The 19,012-nt window shown below is 55.0% G+C and carries 21 protein-coding genes; all 21 read left to right on the top strand.

Annotation, left to right across the window (positions count from 1 at the left end; all coding sequences use genetic code 11):
- Nucleotides 1-18 precede the first annotated feature (18 nt).
- The 21 genes from fliG (at nt 19) to CFB04_RS12275 (ending at nt 19,004) form a co-directional block, all read left to right on the top strand.
- On the top strand, nt 19-1,011 hold the full coding sequence (gene fliG / locus CFB04_RS12375; RefSeq protein WP_088536817.1) for a flagellar motor switch protein FliG: 993 nt from the start codon (nt 19-21) through the stop codon (nt 1,009-1,011).
- Nucleotides 995-1,786 carry a FliH/SctL family protein gene (locus CFB04_RS12370; protein ID WP_088535561.1) on the top strand — a complete coding sequence of 264 codons (792 nt, stop codon included), beginning with the start codon at nt 995-997 and terminating at the stop codon, nt 1,784-1,786. The genes fliG and CFB04_RS12370 overlap by 17 nt, the downstream gene beginning before the upstream one ends.
- Nucleotides 1,767-3,089, top strand: coding sequence for a flagellar protein export ATPase FliI (fliI, locus tag CFB04_RS12365; protein ID WP_088535560.1), 1,323 nt, complete (start codon nt 1,767-1,769; stop codon nt 3,087-3,089). Before CFB04_RS12370 ends, fliI begins: the two co-directional genes overlap by 20 nt.
- 19 nt (nt 3,090-3,108) lie before the next feature.
- The gene (gene fliJ, locus CFB04_RS12360) at nt 3,109-3,549 is read left to right on the top strand and encodes a flagellar export protein FliJ (protein ID WP_088535559.1); all 441 of its coding nucleotides are present in this window, start codon (nt 3,109-3,111) and stop codon (nt 3,547-3,549) included.
- Nucleotides 3,549-4,112, top strand: a complete 564-nt coding sequence (locus CFB04_RS12355) for a hypothetical protein (protein ID WP_157698790.1) — start codon at nt 3,549-3,551, stop codon at nt 4,110-4,112. Before fliJ ends, CFB04_RS12355 begins: the two co-directional genes overlap by 1 nt.
- 53 nt (nt 4,113-4,165) lie before the next feature.
- Nucleotides 4,166-5,641, top strand: coding sequence for a flagellar hook-length control protein FliK (locus CFB04_RS12350; protein ID WP_088535557.1), 1,476 nt, complete (start codon nt 4,166-4,168; stop codon nt 5,639-5,641).
- Nucleotides 5,642-5,660: 19 nt separating this feature from the next.
- Nucleotides 5,661-6,326, top strand: a complete 666-nt coding sequence (locus CFB04_RS12345) for a flagellar hook assembly protein FlgD (RefSeq protein ID WP_088535556.1) — start codon at nt 5,661-5,663, stop codon at nt 6,324-6,326.
- A gap of 1 nt (nt 6,327) precedes the next feature.
- On the top strand, nt 6,328-6,711 hold the full coding sequence (locus tag CFB04_RS12340; RefSeq protein ID WP_088535555.1) for a TIGR02530 family flagellar biosynthesis protein: 384 nt from the start codon (nt 6,328-6,330) through the stop codon (nt 6,709-6,711).
- A gap of 109 nt (nt 6,712-6,820) precedes the next feature.
- A complete protein-coding gene (locus tag CFB04_RS12335) occupies nt 6,821-8,074 on the top strand; it encodes a flagellar hook protein FlgE (RefSeq protein ID WP_088535554.1) in 1,254 nt (417 codons plus the stop codon).
- A 336-nt stretch (nt 8,075-8,410) separates the two neighbouring features.
- Nucleotides 8,411-8,920, top strand: coding sequence for a flagellar basal body-associated protein FliL (gene fliL / locus CFB04_RS12330; RefSeq protein ID WP_088535553.1), 510 nt, complete (start codon nt 8,411-8,413; stop codon nt 8,918-8,920).
- 28 nt (nt 8,921-8,948) lie between these two features.
- Nucleotides 8,949-9,935, top strand: a complete 987-nt coding sequence (fliM, locus tag CFB04_RS12325; RefSeq protein WP_088536816.1) for a flagellar motor switch protein FliM — start codon at nt 8,949-8,951, stop codon at nt 9,933-9,935.
- Nucleotides 9,932-10,240, top strand: a complete 309-nt coding sequence (gene fliN / locus CFB04_RS12320) for a flagellar motor switch protein FliN (protein WP_172825498.1) — start codon at nt 9,932-9,934, stop codon at nt 10,238-10,240. Before fliM ends, fliN begins: the two co-directional genes overlap by 4 nt.
- Nucleotides 10,240-10,725 carry a flagellar biosynthetic protein FliO gene (gene fliO, locus CFB04_RS12315; RefSeq protein WP_231934171.1) on the top strand — a complete coding sequence of 162 codons (486 nt, stop codon included), beginning with the start codon at nt 10,240-10,242 and terminating at the stop codon, nt 10,723-10,725. Before fliN ends, fliO begins: the two co-directional genes overlap by 1 nt.
- Complete coding sequence (gene fliP, locus CFB04_RS12310; RefSeq protein ID WP_088535552.1) at nt 10,722-11,477, top strand: flagellar type III secretion system pore protein FliP; 756 nt, start codon at nt 10,722-10,724, stop codon at nt 11,475-11,477. The genes fliO and fliP overlap by 4 nt, the downstream gene beginning before the upstream one ends.
- 34 nt (nt 11,478-11,511) lie before the next feature.
- Nucleotides 11,512-11,781, top strand: coding sequence for a flagellar biosynthesis protein FliQ (gene fliQ, locus CFB04_RS12305; RefSeq protein ID WP_088535551.1), 270 nt, complete (start codon nt 11,512-11,514; stop codon nt 11,779-11,781).
- A 4-nt stretch (nt 11,782-11,785) separates the two neighbouring features.
- Nucleotides 11,786-12,574: a flagellar biosynthetic protein FliR gene (gene fliR, locus CFB04_RS12300; RefSeq protein WP_088535550.1), complete on the top strand. Its 789-nt coding sequence runs from the start codon at nt 11,786-11,788 to the stop codon at nt 12,572-12,574.
- A 9-nt stretch (nt 12,575-12,583) separates the two neighbouring features.
- Nucleotides 12,584-13,645, top strand: coding sequence for a flagellar biosynthesis protein FlhB (gene flhB, locus CFB04_RS12295; RefSeq protein ID WP_088535549.1), 1,062 nt, complete (start codon nt 12,584-12,586; stop codon nt 13,643-13,645).
- Nucleotides 13,646-13,917: 272 nt separating this feature from the next.
- On the top strand, nt 13,918-16,011 hold the full coding sequence (gene flhA / locus CFB04_RS12290) for a flagellar biosynthesis protein FlhA (RefSeq protein WP_088535548.1): 2,094 nt from the start codon (nt 13,918-13,920) through the stop codon (nt 16,009-16,011).
- A 28-nt stretch (nt 16,012-16,039) separates the two neighbouring features.
- A complete protein-coding gene (flhF, locus tag CFB04_RS12285) occupies nt 16,040-17,323 on the top strand; it encodes a flagellar biosynthesis protein FlhF (protein WP_369833133.1) in 1,284 nt (427 codons plus the stop codon).
- Complete coding sequence (locus CFB04_RS12280) at nt 17,323-18,255, top strand: MinD/ParA family protein (protein ID WP_088535546.1); 933 nt, start codon at nt 17,323-17,325, stop codon at nt 18,253-18,255. The genes flhF and CFB04_RS12280 overlap by 1 nt, the downstream gene beginning before the upstream one ends.
- Nucleotides 18,252-19,004 carry a FliA/WhiG family RNA polymerase sigma factor gene (locus CFB04_RS12275; protein WP_088535545.1) on the top strand — a complete coding sequence of 251 codons (753 nt, stop codon included), beginning with the start codon at nt 18,252-18,254 and terminating at the stop codon, nt 19,002-19,004. The genes CFB04_RS12280 and CFB04_RS12275 overlap by 4 nt, the downstream gene beginning before the upstream one ends.
- Nucleotides 19,005-19,012 lie beyond the last annotated feature (8 nt).

Here is a 19,012-nt window from a genome sequence, read left to right as displayed (position 1 = left end):
AACGTGAATGTTTCCACTCTGACAGGTACCGAAAAAGCAGCGATCCTCCTTCTATATGTGGGGACTGAAGCTACGAGCAAGGTCTTTCAGCACATGGAAGACAGCGAGATCAAGAAGATTAGCCAGGCAATGGCCAATCTTGGCCACGTGACTCTGCCTGTTATACAGGAGGTTGTGGAGGAGTTCACACAGATAACAAATCCTGAATCCGGATTCTTCTCCCAAGGGGACGAATTCGTTCGGAAGATTCTGGAGAAAGCGCTCGGTCCGCAGAAGGCGGAGATGCTCCTACAGGAGCTGAGTACTTCCAATTTCGGCGATCTGGAAGACATCCTTGCGAACATGGACCCGAAGACCATCGCCAACTTTCTGAGTCAGGAGCACCCGCAGACCATAGCAGTTATTGTAGCCAAGCTCCGCCCAAAGCAGACAAGCGAGATCATCAGCCATCTTCCCCAGGAGCTCCAGGCCGAGGTCGTTATCCGGATTGCAGATGTAGACCAGGTTTCACCAGAGATTCTTTCGGACATCGACGATGTAATCAGGAAAGAGCTGACCGCCATGGGAGGGATTCAGCGGTTCAAGGTCGGTGGCGTCGAAAAGGTCGTCGAGATGTTCAACCACCTGGACAGGAGCAGGGAGAAGCGCATCCTCGACAGCCTCGACGTGATGAACCCGCCTCTTGCCGAGGCAATCAGAAAGCACCTGTTTACCTTCGACGACATCTTCAAGCTCGACGACCGCACGATCCAGGGGATCATGCGCGAGGTTTCCAACGATACTCTGACGCTGGCCATAAAAGCGTCCAGCGAAGAGGTAAGGGAGAAGGTCTTCCGCAACATCTCCAGCCGTGCGGCGGAGATGATCAAAGAGGACATCGAGGTGATGGGTCCCGTACGGCTCTCTGACGTGGAAAAGGCACAGACGGAAATCATCAAGATCGTGCGGAAGATGGAAGAGGAAGGGAAGGTTGTATTGGCAGGCCGTGGAGCGGATGATGTCCTCGTCTAAGGTCATCAAGTCGGAACGGCTTGCGGAGCACGCAATCAGCAGTGTCATGTACGCGGTACTTTCCAGCGAAACGTCTACTGTCCGAGGAACCTGTGAAGACGACTTCATTCCGCTCCTTTTCGCTCCTGCAGGTGAGGTTCCGGAACCAGCTCCCGAGGCGCAGGAGCAGTTTTCTGCGGACCCTGCAGTTTCGTCGGAAGAGATGGCTGTAATTGTCGAACAGGAGCTGCAGCAGAGATTGCAGGAGGTCTATCAGAGAGGGGTGGATGAAGGTCGCCAGGCCGCGGAGCGTGGGCTCGCCAATGTATTCAAATCTCTTCGGGAAGGGATTGCAGCAATTACCGGCCTGCGCGAAAAGGTGCTGCGAGAGAGCGAAGACGACCTGTTAAAGCTCGCCATCATGGTTGCAAGAAAGATCATCCAGCAGGAGATCAGTCATGATCCGCAAATACTCGCCAATATCATTTCAGCGGCCATAGGTGTATGCACTGAACTCGACAAGATCAACATTCGCCTGAATCCCAACGACTACCAGCTGGTGATCGCTGACCGGGAGCGCTATCTTTCGGGTACGGGAAGCGATGCCCGCATTACCCTTACTCCCGATGAAAGCATCGTTTCCGGGGGGTGCATGGTGGAGACGGTCACTGGGACCATAGATGCCCGCATTGACGTTCAACTGGAAGAAATCTACCGGAAATTCATGGAAGAGCGGGGGATGCCCGGGGTGCCGTCGACCATAGAGGATAGTCAGAATGATGACGCAAAAAGTTGACCTGTCCCGGTACATGCCCGGTGTCGAGTCTGTCAGGCAGATACGGTTCCTCGGAAAAGTGACGCAGGTAGTAGGACTGGTCATCGAAGGATACTGCCCGGACACGGCAGTGGGGACCCTTTGCGAAGTCCACCCACACGAAGGAAGCCCTATTCCTGCGGAAGTTGTCGGATTCAGAGATAACAAGACCCTCCTCATGCCTCTCGGTGAACTGCGGGGGGTAGGGCTGGGGAGTCTTATTTCTGTGCGCCGGAAAAAGGCGACACTAAAGGTAGGTCCGGGACTGCTTGGACGAGTGGTGAACGGGCTTGGTGCCCCCATTGATGAGCGGGGACCAGTCATAGCCAACGAGGAGTACCCGATTTACGCCACACCGGTCAATCCGATGAAGCGTGCCCCCATCAGAAAACCTCTGGATCTCGGCATCCGCGCAATCAACGGCCTGCTTACCTGCGGAGAGGGGCAGCGTGTCGGGATCATGGCAGGCTCCGGAGTGGGTAAGTCGACGCTTCTCGGCATGATAGCGCGTTATACAGAGGCCGACGTCAATGTCATCGCCCTTATCGGCGAACGTGGCCGGGAACTTCGCGAATTCATAGAGAAGGACCTGCAGGAGGAGGGGCTCAAGAAATCGGTCGTGGTCGTGGCAACTTCGGACCAGCCTCCCCTCGTCAGAATGAGAGGCGCGTTCATCGCCACTACCATTGCGGAGTACTTTCAGGCACAGGGAAAGAAGGTCCTGCTAATGATGGACTCGGCTACCCGTTTCGCAATGGCCATGAGAGAGGTTGGGCTCGCCATAGGTGAGCCTCCTACTACAAAAGGATACACACCATCGGTTTTCGCGGCTCTCCCGAAGCTGCTGGAGCGGTCCGGAAACTTTCGTGAGGGGAGCATTACGGGTCTTTACACCGTGCTCGTGGAGGGGGACGACTTCAACGAGCCGATCTCCGATGCCATGAGAAGCATTCTGGACGGCCACATCCTGCTGTCCCGGGACCTGGCTGAGCGGAACATTTATCCACCGATTGACGTGCTTGCAAGTGCCAGCCGAGTCATGATGGATGTAACGGAAAAGGGCCAGCAGGAACTTGTCGGAAAGTTCAAGGAGCTGATGGCGACCTACCGCCAGTCGGAAGACCTTATCAACATCGGTGCCTACAAGCCTGGAAGCAATCCAAAGATAGATGAGGCCATAGGGAAGATGGAAGAGATGATGGCCTATCAGAGGCAGGGAGTGCACGATGCGGTCAGTTTCGATCAGGCTGTGGCGGGACTGGAATCAGTCTTCGGACGACAGTAAGGCAACAGCGAGGTAGCTCATGCAGAAGCGAGGATTTGAGCTGGAGAGGATTCTGAATTTTCGGCAGGAAATCGAGAAGGTCCGCAAGCTGGAGTTCAATGCGGCGAGAAATGAATATAAGCGCGCAGAGGAGCGCCTTAAGCGGGAAGAAGAGGAAGCCGACCGGCTGGCGCTTGAATTTACAGGCAAGCAATCGGCGGGGGTGCTTGCATCGGAGTTGCAGCTCTACGCCAACTTTTCAAGCAAGAAGAGCGTGGACATCAAGCTCCAGCGGCACAACCTCCATTGTCTTGACCGCAACGTGACCGAGAAGCGAGAGACGCTGCTCGAGGCAGCGAAGGATAAAAAGGTTCTGGAGGCCTTCAAGGACAAGAAGCTGACGGCGCACCGGCAGGAGTTGTCGGAGAAGGAGCGTGCGTTTCTTGATGAAATAGCTATCCAGAGAAACCGCGCTAAGTGATGAAAAAGATATCTAAAGCACTATGCATGGCAATTTTATGGAACATGCTGGTTTCCGTTCACGGCACCTCGCAGGTCCAGGAGTCGGAAGCTGCAGCAGGCGCTCCGGCTGGCGGGGGGCAGGCAAGGACACCAGCCACTGCTTCCAGATCTGCCACTCAGAAGGCTCCGCAGGATGAGGCGGAGGGGTTGGAGCTGCGGCGACAACAGCTTGCCGAGAAGGAGGCGGCCCTGGCTGCAAAGGAGCAGGAGCTCAAAAAATTAACGGAACAGCTTGATGCAAGGATCAGGGAGATAAATAACACCAAAAAAATGCTTGAAGACTCCCTCTCCGCCAAAAGAAAGACGGAAGCTGAAAAGAGCGGGGAGCGTTACACGAAGATGCTCAAGCTCTTCAAGAAGCTGAAGCCGGAAGAGTCGGCAAAGCTGGTCGACAAGCTCGACGAGGATATAGCCATCGACTTTCTCGACAGGATGGATCAGAAGACGGCGGTGAAGCTCATCCCGCACCTTAATCAGCCAAGAGTCGTCAAGTGGGTTAAGGAGAACCTGCAGGTTAGATAACGCAGCTATATAATCTTTCAGGAGTCAAATTCACTGGAAAGGAGGTGAAATCAATGGAGATAATGATGCAAATGATGCCGCAATTGCCGGTTCTGCCTGGACAGGATGCAGTGCAGGCGCCTGCAGTGGGCTCTGGGATTGCGGAGAAGGGAGAGATGCTGTTCGATCTCCTCTTTGCGAAGCTGGTGCAGGAAAAAGGAGAGGCTGGGATTCTCGCGGCAGACGGGTCGTCACAAGCAGAAGAGCCCGTAAAGGATGAGCAGTCGTCGGAAGAATCTTTAACGGCAGCCATCCCTTTGGAAGTATGGGCGGACGTTGCTGTGGCTGCCATGTCAACCGCTACCGGAGCGACTACAGTATCTGCTGCAGCCGCTCCCGCTGAAGGGGAGCAATCCATTCTTTCTGTGCCTGTCGAAGCTCAAGAGCGGAAACAGGGGAAGCAGGAGGTCGCAGGGGAGAGGGTACCCCAGCCTTCTTTTAATGGCACGCATCGTGAGGTTGCACAACAAGCCGCTTCAACAGCCATGTCCCAAGCACCCGCTGTACAGCCGGAAGAGATAGAAACCAATACTCATCTTCCGGCAGAAAGGATGCTTGAGCAGAAGCCGACGCAGCAATCAGGCGAAACGGCAGAGGTAAGCCTGCATGCGAATTACAAGCCGGAGGCAGGAAATGAGAAAGTCGTAACCGGCAGACCAGCAACGGGCGGTATCGAGGGTCGGCAGACCCAGGAGCCGGTCGATGTCAGCATGCAGAAAGAACCTTCGGCGGCAGTAACGGCATCACAGGCCAAGAGCAACACCACCACGGTGTTTCCTCCTGTGGACGGACAGGTCCAGGGGCCTGAGGTAAAGCGGGATCAGGCGGCGGTTGCTTCGGGCCTGTTACGTAATGATGGGCAGGGTGCCGCTCCTATGGAAATCACGGTGGAAGTGCCTGCGACAGAGACGAAGGCACCCGAAGCTGTGGGAATGGCCGGACACACGCCGGAACAGGTGCCGGAGACCCCGGCACAAACGGCGCATCCGGTGCTTCCAGAGATGCAGAAGGTGACCGAAGTACAGGCACGGCAGCTCCAGACGGAGAAGGGACCGGTAGACCATGAGCAGATCATGGCGCAGGTGAAGGAACAGCTCGAATTCCAACCGATGACCAAGGACCAGGGAGAGGTGACCCTGAAGCTGCGCCCGGCGGAGCTTGGCGAGCTGAAGATCAGGCTGCAGATGGCGGATCAGGTGCTCAAGGTGGAAATCGTCGCGCAGAACCAGACGGTGAAGGATGCCCTCATGCAGAACATGGACACCCTTCGTGAAACCCTGTCCCGCCAAAACATCACCATGGACAGGTTCGCTGTTTCAACCGGAGGCCAAGGCCCCGAGCAGGGGTTCCGGGAGGGGAAACGTACCGGCAGGACGCGTTCCTATCCCTCTCTGAACGCGGCGACTGGAGTTGCCGGAGCGGACGATGCGCCAACAGTGGCAACCCACTGGAAGGCGAGGGGAAGCTCGTTGATTGATCTAAGATTATAGCGATGGGAGGTGATGCAGGATGGTGAACGATGCAACAGCAGTTACCAGCGCAACGGCTGGAGCGGCCGCCATGAAGAAGGCGACGGGAATGAACAAGGACGACTTCCTTCAGCTGTTCGTAACGCAGCTGAAAAACCAGGATCCGCTCAAGCCTCAGGACAGCTCGGAGTTTATCGGCCAACTGGCGCAGCTGACCCAGGTGGAACAGTCCTACAATACCAACACTAACTTGGGAAAACTGCTTGCCGCAGCTAATGGAGCACAGGAAATGTCAGCTGTTTCCTTTATAGGCAAGAGCGTCGTCGCAGAAGGTGGGGGATTCAGCCTTAAAACCGGGGATACCCCGACTCTGGGCTTCCGTCTGCCCGCACAGGCCAAAAAAGTTCTCGTCGAGATTCGGGATGTCGCCGGGAAGCTCGTACGCACTCTCACCGCGGGCACGACACCGGCAGGAGACGGTGTCATTAGCTGGGACGGCAAAGACGGCAACAACAGGGCCGTTCCTCCGGGGACATACGGTTATGCCGTCACTGCAACAGGTAGCGATGACAAGAAGTTTGACGGAAAGCCGCTCATGTCCGGCAGGGTTGAGGCCGTGACTCTCGAAGGGGACGAACCGATGCTCACGGTGAGCGGGATGGACGTGCCACTTTCAACAGTGTTGTCGGTGAAAGGAGCGACGTAGCATGATCGACAAAATCCTTTTTCCCGAACCGTTAACCATCGGGCAGGCACAGAAGCCCAATGCGAAAACGCAGCGTCCCGGGGAGCAGAACCCGGATTTCGCCAACATTCTCGGCCAGAAGTTGCCTGCCGGAGAGGTGAAATTCAGCCAGCATGCCCAGGAACGGCTTCGGGCACGCGGAATCAGCTTGAGCGAAACCGATATGAAGCAGCTACAGGGAGCAGTGGAAAGCGTCGCACAGAAGGGTGGGAGAGAATCACTCATCATGCTTGGCGATGCAGCTCTGGTGGTCAGTGTCAAGAATCGGACAGTTATTACTGCAATGGACAGAGGAAGCATGCAGGGAAATGTTTTTACTAACATAGATTCTGCGGTGGTTATCTGACAATTATTAACGGGCCGGTCCTTCTCAGGGGGCCCGGGGACGCCGACCGACAGACGCGTCCCGACAACCCCGGCAGCCGATAATATGGCTGTCCGCTAGGAGGCATATCATGGGTATTACTTCAGCGCTTTACACAGGCATCAGCGGTCTCGCCGCCCAGGGCGAAGCGATGACCGTCATCGGCAACAACATCTCCAATGTCAACACGACCGGATTCAAGTCGGGTCGCATGCTATTCTCCGACGTCCTCTCCAGCACCATCTCGGGAGGATCACAGGTGGGGCGCGGCGTGCAGATTCAAGGTGTGGAGAATCTTTTTAGCCAAGGGTCCTTCGAAAGCACCCAGAGCAGTACCGACCTTGCCATCCAGGGAGATTCCTTCTTCATGCTGCAGAGCCCTTCAGGGCGCTTCTACTCCAGGGCCGGCGCTTTCCACTTTGATAGGGACAACATTCTGGTGAATCCGGAGGGCATGCAGGTGCTCGGGACTGGCATCATTCCGGCAACTGGGCAGTCCAACGGCGTTCTCGGACCCATCAACCTCACCAACTTTGCGACGACGCCGCCACGGCTCACCTCTTCGGTTGAGATGAACTTCAACCTCGACTCCACCGCGACCGTCCCAGCCGCCTTCAATCCGGCAAATCCGGTCGCTACCTCCAACTTCTCCACTAGCCTTACTGTCTACGATTCCCAGGGCAATCCGCACACTGCCACCACCTACTTTCGCAAGACCGGTGCCAACGCCTGGGATACTCACACGATCATTCCCGATGCCACTACTGTCAATGGAGTTCCGGGGAATCAGATCAACGGCAGCCTCACGTTCAATGCTGCCGGTGCGCTGACGGCCCAGGTACCTGCGGCGGGTGCGGCTCAAAACATAGGATTTCCCGGTGGGGTAACGACTCCGCAGCCGATCACCTTCGATATGGGAATCGGTGCTTCCACCCAGTATGCAAGCGCGTCTATCATAAACCAGCAGACTCAGGACGGTTACTACCAGGGAAGCCTCGTCAAAGTAACCGTGGATGATAAAGGCTTCGTCAGCGGTACCTACTCCAATGGGCAGTTGCAGAAAATCGCCCAGGTAGCGCTTGCGAGCTTCACTGCTCCAATTGGTCTCTCCAAGGTCGGGGGCTCGTTATTCGAGGAGACACTTGCCTCCGGACAGCCGCAGATATCGAGCGCAAGCACACCCGGGGTCGGCAAGGTGCTGTCCAACTCATTGGAGCAGAGCAACGTGGATATGGCTTCAGAGTTCGTGAAGATGATCACGACCCAACGCGCGTATTCGGCCAACTCAAAAACCATTACCACTACCGACGAGATGATGCAGGAGGTCCTGAATCTGAAACGGTAGAGTATCAGTGCGCTAACCTGAAAAACCCCAAGCTGCTCCGGCTTGGGGTTTTTTTTTCGGATATGTGTATCTCCCAGAAGAGGCTGCAGTTCTTCTTCCTGGATATAAACGTCAAAATATCGACCTTTCATTGAGCTGAAATACCGCATTTACCCTCAGCGAACGATGATTCTGTCAAAAGTACCGCGCATAGCGCGGATCGATTCTACCTTTATTTCAAACGCACATTGACGTGAGTCCGCATCTGGCCTGCGGTTTCAGGAGGCTGTGAGGTCTGGCACTCACGTTGCAATGGCCGACGGGTACGCATTACTACACACAACAGGAGGAGCGGGGATGGCAAAAGACGATCAGGCCAAGGACGACAAGCCTGCCGACAATAAGATGAAGCTGTACATCATCATCGCAGCAGCGGTGGTTGTCGTGGCGGTGGTGGTCGCCGTTCTTCTCTCCGGCGGGAAGGGAGAGAAGGGGGAAGAGAAGGAAAAACCTGCGGAGGCGAAGGCGGGGCACGGTGAGGCAAAGCCGGGTGAAAAGGGCGTGGTTGCAAATATTTATGCGCTTGAACCCTTTATAGTCAACGTTTATGACGGCCAGGAGATGAGGTACCTGAAGGTGAAGGTTGAGTTCGAGACAGCCGGCGCTGAAGCCAAAGCGGAAGTCGAGGCTAGGCAGTCGCCTCTGCGTGACGCAATCCTTGTGCTGCTCACGACAAAGACCATGCAGGACATCCAGGACCTGCAGGGGAAGAACCAGTTGCGTGACGAGATCCTTACAGCGGCCAACAAGATTCTTCCCCCGGGTAAGGTTACCAGGGTCTACTTCACCGATTTCGTAGTCCAGTAAACCAGCAGGTGCGTTAAGAGGCATGGCCATGGAAAACATTCTGAGCAAGGAAGAAATAGAAGCCCTTCTGTCGGCTGTGTTTGAGGGGAAGATCGACCCGGAAAAGGAGCTGGCGCGGGAGGGAGGAGGAGTATCCAACTACAATCTCTTCTCCACCGATCCGAACAAGGGCTTTGTCCCCAATCTGGACATAATCTACGACGGCTTTATCCGCTACAACCGCGGTAACATGTCGGCGCGTCTGCGGAAGCTGGTGGAATACCGGAAGGTAGGGGCGAAGGTGCTCAAGTTCGAGGATTTTCTCCAGACGCTTCCCTCACCGGTCTGCATGGCGATCTATAAAATCGATCCTCTCAAGGGTGCCTCACTCATCGCAATGGACAGCACTCTCGTTTTCACGATCGTCGACAGCATCCTGGGGGGGACGGGAAAGCCGAATATTCCACAAAACAACAGGCTGTTTACATCCATCGAGCTGCGGCTTATGGAAAAGATAGTCAGAGACATGCTTACCGATATGGAAAAGGCTTGGGCACCTCTTCACGCCACACGCATGAACCTGTTGAAGATGGAAGTTAACCCCCGGATGGTGAGCATTGTTCCCTCGGAATACCAGGTCATAACGATGTCGCTTGAAATTCAGGTAGAAGCCACCACTGGCACCATGGTCTTTGCCGTGCCCTATATGACAATAGACCCGATCCGGGACAAGCTGAAGAGCGGGTCCCATTTTGATTTGCTGGCGGTAGATCCGCAGTGGTCGTACCGGCTGTCTGCCGAATTGACGGAAGCCCCTCTCGATGTCTCGGTTGAGATGGGAAGGGCAAAAATAACGATGGCGGAACTCCTCCACCTCGCGCCTGGCGACACCATTCTGTTGGAGGATCGGCCGAACCAGAACGAACTGACGGTAAAAGTAGCGGGAGTGGACAAGTTTTCAGGGATCGCCGGAGTGCGTAACGGCAACAAGGCAGCACGTATCAGTGGAGTATTGAACAGGGGAGGCGTGCAGTGAGCGAGCGTAACGAAGCTGAGGAAATAAAAGAGGTCGGCACCGAGCAGAAAAACCTCGATTTCATTCTCGATATACCCCTGCAGTTGACGGTGGAGCTGGGGAGAACAAAACTGCTTGTGAAAGATGTGCTCCAGCTCAATCAGGGATCGGTGGTGGAACTGACCAAGCTCGCGGGAGAGCCGCTGGATGTGTTCGTCAACTCCAAACTGGTCGCTCGCGGGGAAGCGGTGGTGGTGAACGAGAAGTTCGGCATCCGTCTCGTGGACATCATCAGCCCCAATGAACGGGTCGAAAAGGTCCTGTGATGGGCAGACCCGGCAGGGGCCTCATAATTCTCCTTACAGTGGCGATGCTCCCGGTATTTTCCGGCGTGGCGAGGGCCGATCAGGGCTTCAGTCTCGCAGGGAGCTTTCTCCAGATGATCGCTTCCCTTGCAGTCGTCATAGGAGTGATGTTGGTAGTTTGCTATATCTCCAACCGGTGGCTTCGCCTGGGGCAGAGCCCGGGGGGGGCCAGATACATCCGCCTCGTGGAGAGCCGCTACCTGGCGCCGAAGAAGTCACTAATGCTGGTTGAAGTGGGTGGTGAGTATCTCCTCCTCGGCAGCTCGGGAGAAGGAATGCAATTTATCAAGCAGATCGATATGATCGAAGAAATTGAAATAGTCTCGACGCCGGAATTGGCGAAGTTCGTCCCCGAAGGGATGAAGGAAAGGGTGACGGAGCTTGCGGGGCGGTTTGCATTCAAACCGCAGCAGGTGCCTGGAAAAAAAGTCGGTGCGCAGCTGTGAGAGGTAGAGCATTCACCATAGTGCTCCTCTGCGTCATTGCCGTTCTCTCCGCCGTGCCGGCGCTGGCAGAGCCTCTCGGTCTGCCAACAGTCAGTGTCGGTGTCGGCAAAGCGACCAAGCCTGGAGACGTATCGGTAGTCCTGCAAATACTCTTCCTGATGACGGTTCTCTCCCTGGCGCCGGGGTTGCTGATCATGACAACCTCCTTCACCAGGATTGTGGTCGTTCTCTCATTTCTCCGTACTGCTCTAGGCACACAGCAGGCGCCGTCCAACCAGATACTCATAGGCCTGTCGCTGTTTATCACCTTTTACATCATGAGCCCTATCTGGCAGCAGATAAATAAGGAGGCCCTGCAGCCTTACAAGGCTCAGACGATCAGCCAGGAGGAAGCGCTCAAGCGGGCAGTCGCTCCGGCGCGCAAGTTCATGCTGACACAGACGCGGGAGAAGGACATCGCGCTCTTCCTGAGCATGTCGAAGCACCCTCGGCCCAAGAACGCGGACGACATCCCTACGCTGACACTGATCCCCGCCTTCATGATATCGGAGCTGCGCACAGCTTTCCAGATCGGTTTCCTGATTTTTATCCCCTTCCTCGTAGTGGACATGGTCGTCGCATCCGTACTTATGTCGATGGGGATGATGATGCTGCCGCCGGTGATGATTTCGCTCCCCTTCAAGATACTTCTCTTCGTCCTGGTCGATGGTTGGGGCCTCGTCATCGGCTCTCTCGTGAAAAGCTTCGGCTGATTCCTGAACAGTATTTAAGTAACCGGAGGTAACAATGACTCCCGAACTGGTGGCCCAACTGGCCCGAAGGAGTTTCGAAGCGACCCTTATATTGTCCGCACCCATACTCATTTTTAGCTTAACGGTTGGGTTGCTGATAAGCATTTTCCAGGCGGTGACCTCAATTCAGGAGGCGACCCTGGCGTTCGTGCCGAAGATTGTTGCCGTCATGGTTGCCATGGTCATTTTTTTTCCCTGGATGATGAGCTACATGAGCGACTTCACACGTGAAATTTACAGCTTTATAGCTTCGATGAGGCATTGACGCCATGGGGTTTACGCTCCCCTTTTCAACGCTCAACGAGTTTACGCTCTTCACACTCATTCTCGGGCGCATGGCCGGCATATTCACCGCGATCCCCCTTTTCGGCGGAAAGGCGGTTCCGGCTAAGATCAAGATGGCAGTCATCCTGGCAATGGCCCTGACACTCCACCCGATATTGCGGCTGGGAAACACTACTCTTCCCACCGATCCCATCTCCCTCGTGCTTCTCGTTGTCTGCGAAACACTGATCGGCCTTGCCCTTGGCCTTGTGTCGCAAACGATCTTCACGGCAGTTGAATTCTGCGGACAGGTAATCGGGATGCAGATGGGTCTGACCATCGCAACGATGTTCGATCCGACAATGGGACATCAGGTCTCCACCATGGCGGCCTTTCAGAACCTTCTGGCGATGCTCCTCTTCATGACGCTGGGGGTGCACCATATCTTCATCCGCTCAATTGTGGAGAGCTACCAGTTGATCCCCATCGGGGGGTGGCACATCAGCGGCGAACTTGTCAGTTTTATCATCGATAGCGTAGGCAATGTCTTCATCCTAGGAATAAAGCTTGCGGCTCCGGTCATGGTGGCGCTCCTTGCGACGAGTGTGGTGCTGGGAATCATGGCGCGCTCGTTTCCACAAATGAACATCTTCATGGTGAGCATGCCACTGAACATCGGGGTTGGATTCCTCATTCTCGGACTCTCCCTCCTCGTCTTCCTGCACACGCTGCAGAATGCCTTCGGCGGCGTAGGGCAGCACATCAAGGCGCTCTACAAGCTGCTGGGCACGTAGGTTCGGCCCATGTCAGAAGACAAACACTCCAAAACAGAACAACCCACAGCAAGACGGCTCGATGAGGCGAAGAAGAAGGGGAACATTCCGCGAAGCGCGGAAATGACAACTACCATCACGCTTTTCACCGCCATTGTTACCCTCTATTCCAGCGGTGGGTTCATGTTTTCCACTCTTAAAAATATGAGCCGCGATATCCTTTCCAACATCGGGACCTACGAAGTGACTTCAGCAGGTGCGTACAGCCTCATGCTGAAGCAGTTCCTTATTCTTCTGATAGTCCTAGGGCCATTTGTCCTCATCGTCATGCTCGCAGGAATCGTCTCCTCCATTTCACAGGGAGGGCTGATTTTCTCCACCGAGAAACTGGCCTTCGATCTTACGAAACTGAACCCCCTCAATGGAATGAAGAAACTGCTCAACAAGGAATCCGCATTCCAGGTCCTGAAGTCGTTCGTCAAGATCGCGATAGTCGGATATGTGGCGTATCGAATCCTTCAACAAGAGGTGAACGATGTGATTTACCTCGTGGAGCGCGATATTCAGGGGATCGTCGAGTTCGTGAGTCACCTGTCCTACAAGATCGTGCTTCACACCTGCGGGGTCATGCTCATTCTAGCTGTTGTGGATCTCGCATTCGTCAGGTGGCGGTTCATTGAGAACCTGAAGATGACCAAGCAGGAGGTCAAGGACGAGCATAGGCATGCCGAGGGGGACCCGCAGGTCAAGGGAAAGATCAAACAGATGCAGTTCGAGCAGGCCCGCCGCAGGATGAGTAAGATCATTCCGACTGCCGACGTTGTCATTACTAACCCCACCCATTATGCAATAGCCCTCAAATATGACAGGGAGACCATGGCCGCGCCGGTCGTCATAGCCAAAGGAATTGATTTTCTGGCCCAGAAGATCAAGGAGATGGCGCGGGAGCACAAGGTGATGCTTGTTGAGAACCGTCCTCTCGCCCGTGAACTTTATGCAACCGTAAAGGAAGGGGAGCCGATTCCGGAATCACTTTATGCGGCGGTTGCCGAGGTGCTTGCATATGTCTACAGCATCAGAGGGAAAGTCTAGTCCGGCAGCGACGTCGGCCTCCTGATGACTGTCATCGCTAGCCGCTTCAAGAATGCTTTTCCTGCCTGTCAAAGCATTGACCCCTTATCATCAAAATGACGCTGTTCTAGCATATCCCTTCCGGTTTTCTCTCCCGAAACTCCTTCATTTTCACCCTTTGATCTTGCCGAAGCTGGCTGCAAAAGGCTCCACGGTGACCGAGGTTTTACTGGCACAACGGTTGCACAAAGAGATGTGCTGCAGATCCCAGATATCCTCAAGGTCCGGATTCAATGGCAAATTCCGCCGCAGAAGCTCTCGAGCTGACATCTTTCAGGAAGAACTCCGACATCTACATGGCGTTGGTGCTTATCGGCATCCTGGCACTGATGATCATTCCGCTGCCGGCTTTCATTCTTGATATTTTCCTGGCGGCAAACATAACCATTTCTCTGGCGGTCCTGCTCGTAGCCCTCTACACCACCCAGCCCCTCGATTTTTCAGTATTTCCGTCCGTGCTCCTTATAACTACGCTTTTCAGGCTGTCGCTCAACATAGCATCGACACGTCTCATCCTGCTCCACGGAAATGAGGGGGTCGAAGCAGCAGGGAGCGTCATCAAGGCTTTCGGACAGTTCGTGGTAGGCGGGAACTATGTTGTAGGCGCGGTAATCTTCATCATTCTCGTAATCATCAATTTTGTCGTCATAACTAAGGGCGCGGGGCGCGTTGCCGAGGTCGCTGCAAGATTCACTCTTGACTCGATGCCCGGGAAGCAGATGGCGATCGATGCCGATCTGTCGAGTGGGCTGATAAACGAGAAGGAGGCGAAGGCGCGCCGACTGAAGGTCAGCCGCGAAGCCGACTTCTACGGTTCCATGGATGGTGCGAGCAAGTTCGTGAGAGGAGATGCCGTCGCCGGCATTCTTATCACACTCGTCAACATTATCGGCGGCTTTATAATCGGCGTGTGGCAGAAGGGGATGCCTCTGGACACCGCACTTTCCAATTATACCCTGCTTACCATAGGTGAGGGTCTGGTTGCCCAGATTCCCGCGCTTATCATTTCGACCGCCGCCGGTATCATAGTCACCCGTTCTGCCGACGAGAAAAATTTCGGGCACGAGTTGTCAGGGCAGGTCCTCAACTACCCGAAAGCCCTCTACGTCTCATCGGGCGTTCTCTTTGTCTTCGGCCTGATTCCGGGCCTTCCTCACTTCGCTTTTTTCCTTCTTTCGGGTGTTACGTACCTGGTCGGGCGCATGTCGAGGGAGAAGCTTTCCACGGTGGACGAGGAGGATATAGGCGAGCAGCGCAGCGCCGATGAAGCCACCGAGCAGGTGAGCACGATACGGCCTCTCGATGTTCTGGAGCTGGAGGTCGGCTATGGTCTCGTGCCTTTGGTTGACGCTTCTCAGGAAGGGGAACTGCTGGAGCGTATCCGCTCCATTCGGAAGCAGTATGCCCAGCAGATGGGATTCGTTGTTCCCCCTATCCATATTCATGACAACCTTCAGTTGAAGCCGAACGAATACAACTTCCTGATCCGAGGCGCTAAGGTCGGAGGGGGAGAGCTCAACGGCCAGTATCTGGCGATGGACTCCGGAGCGACCACCGGGAGAGTGGAAGGGATTCATACGACCGAGCCCGTATTCAATCTTCCTGCACTCTGGATCAAGGCGGCGGACAGGGAGCAGGCACAGCTTTACGGCTACACTGTTGTGGACAACACCACGATAATGGCGACCCATATCAGCGAGATCATCAAGAAGCACGCTCACGAGCTGGTGGGGCGCCAGGAACTTCAGCAGCTTCTGGACAACATAGCGGCGACATTTCCGAAGGTTGTGGAAGAGCTGGTGCCGTCTCTACTCAATCTGGGTACCGTGCTCCGGGTAGTGAAAAACCTCCTCAAGGAGGGAGTATCTATCCGGGACCTCCGATCGATACTGGAAACCCTTGCGGATTACGGCGGGGTTACCAAAGACCCGGAGATGCTGACTGAGTTCGTACGGCAGAACCTCGGCCGTTACATAATCGAGCAGTACAAGATGCGGGACGATACTCTCCATATCGTCACTCTCGCAAGGGATGTGGAAGAAACGGTGGGGGACGCCGTCCAGCACTCGGAGCAGGGTAGCTATCTTGCCATAGATCCTGCCATGGCGCAGAGGATACTGAACAGCGCACGGCAGCTTATGGACAGGTTCGACCAGTACGGAGCCACCCCCGTCATGGTTTCATCCCCGAATATACGCAGGCACATAAAACGGCTTGCTGAGCGGTTCATGCCGAACGTCACGGTCCTTTCATACAACGAGATACCACCTCATATCAAAATTCAATCACTGGGGGTAGTCGAGCTCAATGCAAGTCAGAACCTTTAAGGCAGGCGATATGTCGGAGGCCTTGAAAATGATCAAGGTCGAAATGGGTGCGGACGCCATGATCCTTTCTTCCAAAAAGGAGCGTCGTCCGGGAATCCTCGGCTTCTTCACGAAGCCGGTGTTCGAGGTGACGGCGGCACTCGAAACCAAACCGGCTCCACGTCCCAATCCTTATCAGGAGAGGGAGGAGAAGATGCTGTCGACCCGCGAAGAATTCCAGAATTCGATGCTCGGGCCGATCGCGAGGGAGCTGAAAGCGCTGCGGGAAAAGGTGGATAACCTGATGAACAAGCCGCCGGAGCAGCCCGATTTTCAGGCACAGGCTGCCCGGGCGCCTGCGGAGCCAGCGGCGGAAAAACCGGTGTCGATGAAGAACCTGCCGAAGGAGGATATGGAAGAGTTAAAAAAATTCCTCCTCAATGCTGTCGTGGCACGGGAAAAGACCGCGCCGGCTCCTTATGTCTTCCCGCGTGGCGACGAGGCGAAGGAGAAGATTGCGGTTAGCGCAGAACAACGTGAAGACGATTCCCTCATCTCGTTGACTGAACTGTCTGAAGAGCTCCGCTCGTGCGGTATCGAGGAGGAAGGAGTCGAAATTCTTCTGGAATACATCAAGCCTGCAGCCGAGCAGGGGGAAGAGAAGGACGAGCTGCGCTACTCGCTTCTGGAAGCTTTCGCCAACCTTGTCAAATGCACTGGGCCTATAAAGACAAAAAAGGGGAAGCCGCGAGTCATCGCTCTCGTTGGTCCAACGGGTGTAGGCAAGACGACTACCACCGCCAAGCTTGCGGCGATGTACGCTATAAACAAGGGAGCCAATGTCGCACTCATCACGACTGATAACTTCAGAGTGGGTGCGTTCGAGCAGCTTAAGACCTACTCCAAGATAATGGGGGTTCCGCTGGAGATAGCCTCAAGCCCCAAGGAGATGACCAAGGCAATTGAGAGCCACTCCGATAAGGATCTTATTTTCATAGACACTGCGGGCAGAAGCCCCAAGGACCAGGAGAAGCTTGATGAGCTCAAGGCTTTTCTTGAATCGAGCCCGGCCATTGAGACCCACCTCTGCCTGGCGGCGACCACAAAGGACAAGGATCTCTACGAGATCGTGAAAAGGTTCGGCATACTCCCCATCTCGCGGCTCCTCTTCACTAAGCTCGACGAGAGCGAGAGCCTTGGAGGGATCATAAACGCCCACATGCGGAGCAAGCTCCCCCTTTCCTACCTTACCAACGGCCAGATGGTACCGGAGGACATCGTGGTGGCGACACCGAGAAAGCTGGCTAACCTGGTAATGAGGGAGAACGGTTAATGAACTTGACGGGTTTTCAGACGGATCAGGCCAATTCGCTACGCAAGCTCGCGAGGTCTTCGAACAAGCGGAAGCAAAGCCCCGTTTCGGGGAAAGGAATGTACGAGCGGAAGGGCGTCAGGGTCATTTCGGTTACGAGCGGAAAGGGGGGGGTCGGGAAAAGCAACGTAGTCGCCAATCTTGCCATATCCCTCGCGAAGACGGGAAAAAAGGTTCTTATCATTGATGCCGACCTCGGCGTGGGCAATATCGACGTCCTTCTCGGCCTCACTCCCACGGCTACCCTCAACCACGTCCTTTCAGGTGAGATGCGCCTCGATGAGGTGATAGTCTCGGGACCGGGGGGCATCAAGCTGGTGCCGGCCGGTTCCGGTATCCAGGAGTATACAAATCTAGGGCAGCACGAGCGGCTGAGGCTCCTGAATGAACTGGACCGTCTGGAGGAAAACCTCGATGTCGTTATCATCGATACAGAGGCCGGGATTTCCGAGAATGTCACCTACTTCAACACTGCCGCGCAGGAGATAGTCATGGTGGTGTCCCCGGACCCGACCTCGATCACCGATGTCTACGTGCTTATCAAGCTTCTGGCGACCCGCTACAACGAGAACCGCTTCAAGATCCTTGTCAACATGGTACACGACAGCAATGACGCCCTCGAAGTTTTCGCACGTCTTTCCAACGCCACAAGCCGTTTTCTCGACATCTCCCTTGACTACCTGGGCTGCGTGCTCTGGGATGAAAAGCTTGTGGAGGCGGTAAAGCGGCAGAAGGCGGTATGCGAGGTTTTCCCGGACGCGAAGGCATCCCGTTGTTTTGCCAATCTTGCGCGGAAGGTGGACACACATTCGGCAGAAAACAGACCCAAAGGCAACATCCAATTTTTCTTCAGGCAGAGATTCGCTCCTGCATTGGGAATGGAGAGCTTATGAATTGCCTTCTCAAAGCTTATGAACAAGAAACACAACGGGTTCCTCTTCCGGAAAGGGACGAACTGATAGTTTCCCATCTTCCCTTGGTGAAGTTCCTCGTCGGCAGGATCGCCGCACAACTTCCTCCTCACCTGGACAGAGAAGATTTGATGAGTGCGGCAGTTATCGGCCTGATCACTGCGGCAGAGCGTTTCGACCCGACGCGGGGAGTTCAGTTCAAGACTTTTGTCGAGCAGCGGATTCGAGGGACCATAATGGATGAGCTGCGCTCCCAGGACTGGCTGACCAGGTCTCTGCGAGAGAAGTTCAAGAGGCTGGAGCATGAGTTCTCCATCCTGGAACAGAAGCTCGGGCGCCACCCGACGAGTGAAGAAGTCTCCAGCGCAATGGGAATGGAGTTGGAAGATTATTTCCGTCTGCTCGAAGAAGTTCATTTTCTATCCGTCGTAAGTCTGGACGATTCGTGGGAAGACGAGGATGGCAGCCCCTTCGGTCTTCTCGATGTGCTTGAGGACAAGGGGACAGAGAACCCCCAGAAGCAGATAATGGCCAAGGAAATGATAGAAATCCTTGCGGAGGCCATAGATACGCTTCCCGAAAAAGAAAAAATCGTCGTAACACTGTATTACTACGAGGAGCTGAACCTGAAGGAGATTGGGGAGGTGCTGAGCCTCACCGAATCGCGGATATGCCAGCTCCACAGCCAGGCGATCATGCGCCTGCGCACGAAGATGAAGCACCATAAATAGGAGGTTCC

Source organism: Geobacter sp. DSM 9736, from assembly GCF_900187405.1.
In the GTDB taxonomy this organism is placed as follows: domain Bacteria; phylum Desulfobacterota; class Desulfuromonadia; order Geobacterales; family Geobacteraceae; genus DSM-9736.
Note: the sequence above shows the minus strand (reverse complement) of the source record. Positions and strands in the feature narration are given on the sequence as shown.

Coding starts and splice junctions, on each gene's coding strand:
- fliQ (WP_088535551.1), top strand. CDS start 11,512: ATGACTCCCGAACTGGTGGCCCAACTGGCCCGAAGGAGTTTCGAAGCG.
- CFB04_RS12345 (WP_088535556.1), top strand. CDS start 5,661: ATGGTGAACGATGCAACAGCAGTTACCAGCGCAACGGCTGGAGCGGCC.
- fliM (WP_088536816.1), top strand. CDS start 8,949: ATGGAAAACATTCTGAGCAAGGAAGAAATAGAAGCCCTTCTGTCGGCT.
- fliO (WP_231934171.1), top strand. CDS start 10,240: ATGGGCAGACCCGGCAGGGGCCTCATAATTCTCCTTACAGTGGCGATG.
- CFB04_RS12355 (WP_157698790.1), top strand. CDS start 3,549: ATGAAAAAGATATCTAAAGCACTATGCATGGCAATTTTATGGAACATG.
- CFB04_RS12350 (WP_088535557.1), top strand. CDS start 4,166: ATGGAGATAATGATGCAAATGATGCCGCAATTGCCGGTTCTGCCTGGA.
- CFB04_RS12275 (WP_088535545.1), top strand. CDS start 18,252: ATGAATTGCCTTCTCAAAGCTTATGAACAAGAAACACAACGGGTTCCT.
- CFB04_RS12280 (WP_088535546.1), top strand. CDS start 17,323: ATGAACTTGACGGGTTTTCAGACGGATCAGGCCAATTCGCTACGCAAG.
- CFB04_RS12340 (WP_088535555.1), top strand. CDS start 6,328: ATGATCGACAAAATCCTTTTTCCCGAACCGTTAACCATCGGGCAGGCA.
- fliI (WP_088535560.1), top strand. CDS start 1,767: ATGATGACGCAAAAAGTTGACCTGTCCCGGTACATGCCCGGTGTCGAG.
- CFB04_RS12335 (WP_088535554.1), top strand. CDS start 6,821: ATGGGTATTACTTCAGCGCTTTACACAGGCATCAGCGGTCTCGCCGCC.
- flhB (WP_088535549.1), top strand. CDS start 12,584: ATGTCAGAAGACAAACACTCCAAAACAGAACAACCCACAGCAAGACGG.
- fliJ (WP_088535559.1), top strand. CDS start 3,109: ATGCAGAAGCGAGGATTTGAGCTGGAGAGGATTCTGAATTTTCGGCAG.
- fliL (WP_088535553.1), top strand. CDS start 8,411: ATGGCAAAAGACGATCAGGCCAAGGACGACAAGCCTGCCGACAATAAG.
- flhA (WP_088535548.1), top strand. CDS start 13,918: ATGGCAAATTCCGCCGCAGAAGCTCTCGAGCTGACATCTTTCAGGAAG.
- CFB04_RS12370 (WP_088535561.1), top strand. CDS start 995: ATGATGTCCTCGTCTAAGGTCATCAAGTCGGAACGGCTTGCGGAGCAC.
- flhF (WP_369833133.1), top strand. CDS start 16,040: ATGATCAAGGTCGAAATGGGTGCGGACGCCATGATCCTTTCTTCCAAA.
- fliR (WP_088535550.1), top strand. CDS start 11,786: ATGGGGTTTACGCTCCCCTTTTCAACGCTCAACGAGTTTACGCTCTTC.